The 6331-nt window shown below is 59.2% G+C and carries 7 protein-coding genes; 3 read left to right on the forward strand and 4 right to left on the reverse strand.

The features are described from left to right. Nucleotides 1-74: 74 nt before the first annotated feature. The gene (locus CYR55_RS13830) at nucleotides 75-842 is read right to left on the reverse strand and encodes a FadR/GntR family transcriptional regulator (RefSeq protein WP_101816709.1); all 768 of its coding nucleotides are present in this window, start codon (nucleotides 840-842) and stop codon (nucleotides 75-77) included. A gap of 569 nt (nucleotides 843-1411) precedes the next feature. Here CYR55_RS13830 and CYR55_RS13835 point away from each other — a divergent pair. Continuing rightward, nucleotides 1412-2053, forward strand: a complete 642-nt coding sequence (locus tag CYR55_RS13835; RefSeq protein ID WP_101816712.1) for a DUF1028 domain-containing protein — start codon at nucleotides 1412-1414, stop codon at nucleotides 2051-2053. A 109-nt stretch (nucleotides 2054-2162) separates the two neighbouring features. Here the strand turns inward: CYR55_RS13835 and cho are convergent, their stop codons facing one another. Continuing rightward, on the reverse strand, nucleotides 2163-3023 hold the full coding sequence (gene cho, locus CYR55_RS13840; RefSeq protein ID WP_101816714.1) for an excinuclease Cho: 861 nt from the start codon (nucleotides 3021-3023) through the stop codon (nucleotides 2163-2165). Between the two features lie 238 nt (nucleotides 3024-3261). Between cho and CYR55_RS13845 the strand changes: the two genes are divergently transcribed. Next, nucleotides 3262-3792, forward strand: a complete 531-nt coding sequence (locus tag CYR55_RS13845) for a GyrI-like domain-containing protein (protein ID WP_101816716.1) — start codon at nucleotides 3262-3264, stop codon at nucleotides 3790-3792. Nucleotides 3793-3929: 137 nt separating this feature from the next. Continuing rightward, a complete protein-coding gene (locus tag CYR55_RS13850) occupies nucleotides 3930-4502 on the forward strand; it encodes a pentapeptide repeat-containing protein (RefSeq protein WP_101816719.1) in 573 nt (190 codons plus the stop codon). 13 nt (nucleotides 4503-4515) lie between these two features. On the opposite strand, the gene fetB is transcribed toward CYR55_RS13850, so the two are convergent. Then, on the reverse strand, nucleotides 4516-5289 hold the full coding sequence (gene fetB / locus CYR55_RS13855) for an iron efflux ABC transporter permease subunit FetB (protein ID WP_101816722.1): 774 nt from the start codon (nucleotides 5287-5289) through the stop codon (nucleotides 4516-4518). Beyond that, complete coding sequence (gene fetA / locus CYR55_RS13860) at nucleotides 5286-5966, reverse strand: iron efflux ABC transporter ATP-binding subunit FetA (RefSeq protein ID WP_101816724.1); 681 nt, start codon at nucleotides 5964-5966, stop codon at nucleotides 5286-5288. The genes fetB and fetA overlap by 4 nt, the downstream gene beginning before the upstream one ends. Nucleotides 5967-6331 lie beyond the last annotated feature (365 nt).

Raw genomic sequence — 6331 nt, forward strand, 5'->3', positions numbered from 1 at the left:
ATTTCCAACCCAATAAAACAAAAATTCTGAAACAGATCACATTCCGCTGTAACGCACAGCCAGTCATCATGCAGCTATTCATCATGTAAGAATTGACTGGTCAGCGTCGCCTGTAACCCCAGCATCGCCTGCTCAGCATGCTGCATGTGGTCTGTCGTAATCCGGTGTACTGATGGGCCGTCCTGGTCACGCAGGGCCGCAATTAATTGGCGCTGCCATTCAATGCCCTGATGGCGCACCACCGGCCGGGAGAGCAGGTAGATGTCTTTGCAGATCGCCAGCTCCTTCAGCAGTCGTTGTAAAAAACGGCACATAAACGCCAGCAGGCTGTTATCAGAGTAGCTGGCCACCAGCGAGTGAAAATCGAGTTCTGCCATCCGTTGCCGCCAGCGTTCATCATTGTCCGCAGGCTCATGGTCATAGACCGCAATCAGTGCCTCCAGCCGTGCGAACCCCGCTTCATCAATCCGGCCAATCGCGCTCTCAGCCACCAGCGGTTCCAGCGCCTTGCGCAGGGCATAGATGTCCGCAATGGAGATGTTTTTACCAAACAGGTAGTTGGAGAGCAGGCTCATGGCGCGGGATTCAGACATGGTTTCAATAAAGGCACCGCCGCCGGGGCCGGTGCGGGTGCGGATCAGCCCCTGTACCTCCAGGGATTTCAGCGCCTCGCGCACCGTGCTTTTACCGGCAGCAAACTGGTTAATCAGGTCTTTCTCCTGCGGCAGGCGGTCGCCCGGCCCCAGGTTTTGTTCAATGATGTTGTCTTTAATTGCGTGGGCGATTTCATCAGTGCGTTTACGCCGGGCCACGTCTGGCTTGTCGTCGTGTTCAGTCATCATAGTTCCCTTAAAAAACCCATGCCGGACAGCAGGGGGCCAGCCTTGCCCAGTTACATATCGGGCACATACGTTTTTCCGGTTCACGGAAAAGGCATTCTCCTGGGGCTCGTGTCAGGGCCCTTCTGCAATATGCAACATCGGCCGGCAAAGCCAGGCCTGAAAAATTAACGATGGAAAATGCGTTCGCAGCGGCGATATTAACGTATCACCTGGTGAGGGCAGCATGCAGATACGGTCAGCCGGAAAGGCGGAGTTTTCCGGTGCGGATGTGCAAGCCTGGCCAGCATAGAGGGATCACTAAAGGCGGCGAAACACAATACTTAGCATGATGAACTATTTTTATGACAATCATTAGTAATTAGATGCGCTTTTAATATAGATATGTGAGCAACGGCACACTAAATATACAAGAAACCAAGGTTTTGCTAACAAATAGACATGATGTTATTTATAATCATAAATGTTTTAATATCAGGGAACGTTCCCGGTTTTGTCATCAACAACAGGGAAGTCCCTGTAACCCAGCAGGGCAGCCGGGGAGGCTGCAGGACAGCACAGGCAGGATTGGCATGACATTTTCTATTGTGGCGCGGGATGAGGCGACAGGGGCGCTGGGAGTGGCGGTGGCCGCCGGCCAGCCGGCAATTGGCGCGCTGGTGCCGCACGGGTTTTCACAGGTTGGGGTGCTTGCCAGCCAGGGGATGCCGAACCCGCTTTACGGCGCACAAGGGCTGGCGCAGCTTGGTTCAGGCGTCAATGCCGCCTGTACGCTGGAGCGGTTGCTGAGTGCCGATAAGGGGCGGGCCGGGCGGCAACTGATTGTTCTGGATCGTTTTGGCCGTACGGCGGCCTGGACCGGGGCAGAATGTGAGGGGTATGCCGGGCATGTGCAGGCCGATCAGGTGGCGATTGCCGGCAGTTTCCTGGCCGGGCGTGGGGTATTGCAAGGGATGATGAACAGCTGGCTGAAATCCCAGGGCAAACCACTGGCGACCCGGCTGCTGCTGGCGCTGCTGGCCGGTGAACATGCCGGGGGTGATGTGCGCGGGGTTAAAGCGGCTGCCCTGCAGGTGTATGGCGAACGCCGTTACCCCGATCTGGATCTGCGGGTAGACTGGTGTGACACCGCCCTGGTGGCCCTGAAAACCGCGCTGAAACAGGTGCAGTCTGCCGCCCATACGGCGTTTCTGCGCCGCCTGCCGGTGCGCTGACGCCCGGCGGCCGCGTTAAACATTTCATGGCCGGCACAGGCGTTTCATTTATGGCACTTTCATTTACGGGACAGAGGGCACATTCCGCCTTATCCCGCCCGGTTACCCGTTACAGCTCTACGATCGGCAGCTTGCCGCGGACGATCGGCCCGCACAGGATTTTATAGCCGTCGCTGTCAAAGCTTTTGGCCGTGGCTTTCAGGCGCGGCGCATCAGCCAGATCCTCCACTGACCCCAGATAGAACCAGTTATGGATGATGTGGTACTGCTTCATGCCCGGCCGCTCCTCCACCAGGGCAATCGCGCCCGGGTAGGGCCAGCAGACCACCCGCACCGAGGCCAGCGCATCCAGCAGGCGCTGGTTGTGCGCCTCTACCGTCTCCTTACCGCAACAGGCCCCGGCACAGCGCCCCAGGCTGGCGCGGAAACAGGCGCGCCCGACGCGGGTCGCTTCCAGCCCGAGCAGGCCGTGGCAGAGCTGGTGGTTATCCGCCAGCGTCAGCAACGTCTGCTGGGCGGCGCGGCGGCTGGAGTAGAGCCCATACAGCCCCGGCGCGTGGGAGAAGTCGATCTCTTTGGCATACACCACCGTGGGTTTGCCGTCGAGCACCTGCAAAGAGCAGAGCTGGCGGTTATGGCGCAGCCGCTTATTGTGCAGCGGCTGTTGCTGCTTGATCATCTGCGCTTCCAGCAACAATGCGCCCACTTCCCCGGCCGTGGGGATAAAGGTGATATGGCGCGACTGGCGCAGCATCCGTGCTTCCTCCACCGTGCGCAGGTGTGACAGCACCCGGCTGCGGATATTGACACTTTTGCCGATGTAGAGCGGCATCACGTCACTGTCACCGTGAAACACATAAACGCCGGGGCACTTCGGCAGGGCGTCCAGGGAGTCACGCAGATGCTCGGGGTATTGGTAAATTGCCGCCGGTTCAAACTCAAGCCGGTGGGCGGAAGCACGTCTGGCCAAAACATTCACTCCATCACTGTAATTATAACCAGCCTATCAGAACCGATACGATTGAGAAAGAATGTATAAGATTTATCCTGCATTAAGAGGCCATCCTTAACCCTGCCGCCTGCTGCCACCCTGCGCCGGATAGTCTATCCTAACCTGTAAAGCGGGGCGCATCAGGCCCGCGCCCGCCCGGGAAACAGGCGTGTTCCGCCTGCTGCTGCGGCCACAGCCCATGCCGTGAGGAGAGAGTATGTCATTGATTATTACGGAACAGCCGGATCAGGTCGTGTATGGCGTCCGGGTCGTCGGCCCTTATGAGCGCACCATTCCGCTGGGGTTTACCCAACTGACCCGCTGGCGTAAGGCGCGCAATATCAGCGGCGGTGACATCATGAGCCTCTATTGGGACAACCCGCTGACCATTGCGCAGGAGACGCTGCGCGCTGATGTGGTGTTCACCTTTGAAGAGGGCATGACGCTGCCGCCGCCGGAGCAGATGACGCGCGGCAATGTGCGCATTACGCAGCAGGTAATCCCCGGCGGAATCTACGCCATGTGGCGCACCCGGGTGTTCAAGACCGATTTTGTGAAAGCGTGGCGTGAGTTCTACGAGCAGCGCCTGCTGGAGAGCGAATACCGCCCGTGCCTGGGTGCCTGTTATGAGCGCTACCTGAACGAAGGGGCGGAAGCGGACTATTTCGACATCGAAATCCACCAGACGGTCTGCCTGCGTGCCTCGCTGGAATCCGGGGCGGTACAGCCCGCACCGGACAGGCGCTGACGCGCCACCGGGCATAATGCTGAAAACCGGCACCGGCCGGTTGCCTGCCTGCCGGGGATCGGGCAGATTAAGGGGGAAAATCTGCGGCTGTAACCGGATTACCCCCGCCATTCCCGGCAAAGGACAGGTACGTATTTATGCGCCACTATCGCCCGGTCGAGAACCGGCATTTCAGATCACTGCGGATTAAAGATAAACGCATCAGCGGGCTGGGCTTCTACCAGTGCACCTTCGAAGGGTGTGATTTCTCCTCGCTGGCGCTCGCCTCCTGTTCGTTTGAACAGTGCGAGTTTATCAATTGCAGCCTGACCAACCTCACGCACCAGCACCTTTCAGTGCTGTCGGTGCGTTTTCAGGCGTGCAAAGTGCTCGGCATCCAATGGGAAAGCCTCAACTTTCCACTCTCTTTCTGCATGACCGGCAGCAAACTTATCTACAACACTTTCCACGGCAACAGCCTGCCGGAGATTGAGTTCTCCCACTGCAACCTGATCGACACCCAGTTCACCCGCTGTGACCTGCGCAAAAGCAATTTCACCGGCAGCGAGTTCATCCACACCACCTTTGAGCACTGCTGCCTGAACGGGGCCAATTTCCTCGACAGCGAAGGGCTGGTATTGGACGCCGAAAGCAACGCCATCAACGAGGTCTCGCTGCCGCTGGAGGCGGCGCTGGGGCTGCTGCAGAAGTACCGCCTCACGATCCGTTAATCCGTATCCGCCGTTACTCCGTGCCGGGCAGGGTAAGCTGTTGCCGGGCATTGAAGAAGGTGCGGCAGGCGAGGTAACCGGCGATGATCGCCGCCAGGCTGGCGGTGGAGAGCAGCATAAAGGTCACCATGATCTGGTACTTAATCGCCATCACCGGATCGACCCCGGCAAAAATCAGCCCGGACATCATGCCCGGCAGGCTCACCAGCCCCACGGTTTTCGCCGCGTCCACGGTCGGGATCAGCGCCGCGCGGATGCTGCCGCGCAGAATGGCGCGTGACGACTGGCCGGGGGCTGCGCCGAGGCTCAGCATCTCCAGCACCTGTTGTTGCTGGTCGCGGAAACGCTGGCGGAGCTGGGTATAGCAGAGGCCCACCGCGACCATCGCGTTACCGGCGATCATGCCGGTGATAGGGATCACCTGCATTGGCAGGAAGGCAATTGCGCCGCTTTCGAGCAGCAGCGCCAGCGTCAGCCCGGTGGCCACCCCGATGGCCGCAAACGAGATCGTGAACGCGTGCGGCAGGTTACGGCTGCGCTTGCGCGCATTGAGCGCCGCGTTGAAACAGATGAACAGCACCATCAGCAGCGTCAGCCAGGTGTTGTCCAGCGCGAAGAGGGTTTTCAGCACGTAGCCGACCAGCACCAGCTGCACCACGGCCCGGATGATGCTCCAGATCATCTCTTTTTCCAGCCCGAGTTTTTCACGGCGGCTGACCAGCAGGGCAACCAGCACCAGACCCAGTGCCATTATCAGGGAACTGTTGGTTATCGCAGGGTGAGTCATGGTTGCTCCACGGCAGAGGGGGGAAGGTCAGTGACGTGCTGGTTTTCCAGCCACAGCACCCGGTCAGCCTGGCATTCTTCCTGCCGGTCGTGGCTGACCCACACCACGGCGGTGCGGTGTTGGCGCGTCTCGTGGCGGATAAACGCGCCGATCCGCTGTTTGTTCTCCTCATCCAGCGCGCTGGTCACTTCATCAAGCAGCAGCACGCGCGGCATACACTGCAGGTTGCGCAGCAGCGCCACCCGCTGTTTTTCACCGCCGGAGAGCGCCGTGACCGGCTTCGTCAGGGTCGCCTCCGGCAGCGCGGCCTGCGCCAGCCCGTCACGGATCCTCGCCTCATCCACCGGCAGGTTGCGGATCAGGTAAGGAAACGCCAGATTGTCCCGCACGGTGTCGCCGAACAGTTGCGGCGACTGGAAACCGTACGAGACCTGCCGCCGGTAGGCGACCGGGTCAAGCGCGGCGATGTCCTGCCCGGTAAACAGGATGCGGCCGCTGTCAGGCGTCAGCATCGAGGCCATCAGCTTCAGCAGGGTACTTTTGCCGCTGCCGGATGGGCCGCGCAGCATCACAAACTCGCCGGGGGCAAGGGAAAAGGAGAGGGCCTGAAGCAGGGGGCGATCGTTAAGGCGGTAACTGACGCTGTTTAGTTCAAGCAGTGCGGGGGGAACGGGCATGCAGACTCCTGTTGCCGCTGAATAAAGGGCGACAGCATAGCGAATATTGCGCCTTTACGCTGGAATAAGAATCCATGAATACCCCTACCTACTATTTCCTTACATACCAAAAGATTTGCAGAGGTGGTGGGGGCGTAAAAATCATTGCCGAATGGAGCCGCAGGGCCGGGCGAGCACACAGGACAAATTGGCCGGGAGCCAATTTGAACAACGCAAAGCGTTGGCCCCGAAGGGGTGAGCCCCATGGATGGGGCGAATAATTCCGCGAGAGTCGCAGCCACGCCGGGAGCGTGTCTGTGTAGTGGCTTAATAGATTTAGACACGCTCAGAGGTTATAACTGACATAACTAATGAGGTGATTATAT

The organism is Chimaeribacter californicus (assembly GCF_002858675.1).
In the GTDB taxonomy this organism is placed as follows: domain Bacteria; phylum Pseudomonadota; class Gammaproteobacteria; order Enterobacterales; family Enterobacteriaceae; genus Chimaeribacter; species Chimaeribacter californicus.

Coding starts and splice junctions, on each gene's coding strand:
- CYR55_RS13830 (WP_101816709.1), bottom strand. CDS start 842: ATGATGACTGAACACGACGACAAGCCAGACGTGGCCCGGCGTAAACGC.
- CYR55_RS13835 (WP_101816712.1), top strand. CDS start 1,412: ATGACATTTTCTATTGTGGCGCGGGATGAGGCGACAGGGGCGCTGGGA.
- CYR55_RS13845 (WP_101816716.1), top strand. CDS start 3,262: ATGTCATTGATTATTACGGAACAGCCGGATCAGGTCGTGTATGGCGTC.
- CYR55_RS13850 (WP_101816719.1), top strand. CDS start 3,930: ATGCGCCACTATCGCCCGGTCGAGAACCGGCATTTCAGATCACTGCGG.
- fetB (WP_101816722.1), bottom strand. CDS start 5,289: ATGACTCACCCTGCGATAACCAACAGTTCCCTGATAATGGCACTGGGT.
- fetA (WP_101816724.1), bottom strand. CDS start 5,966: ATGCCCGTTCCCCCCGCACTGCTTGAACTAAACAGCGTCAGTTACCGC.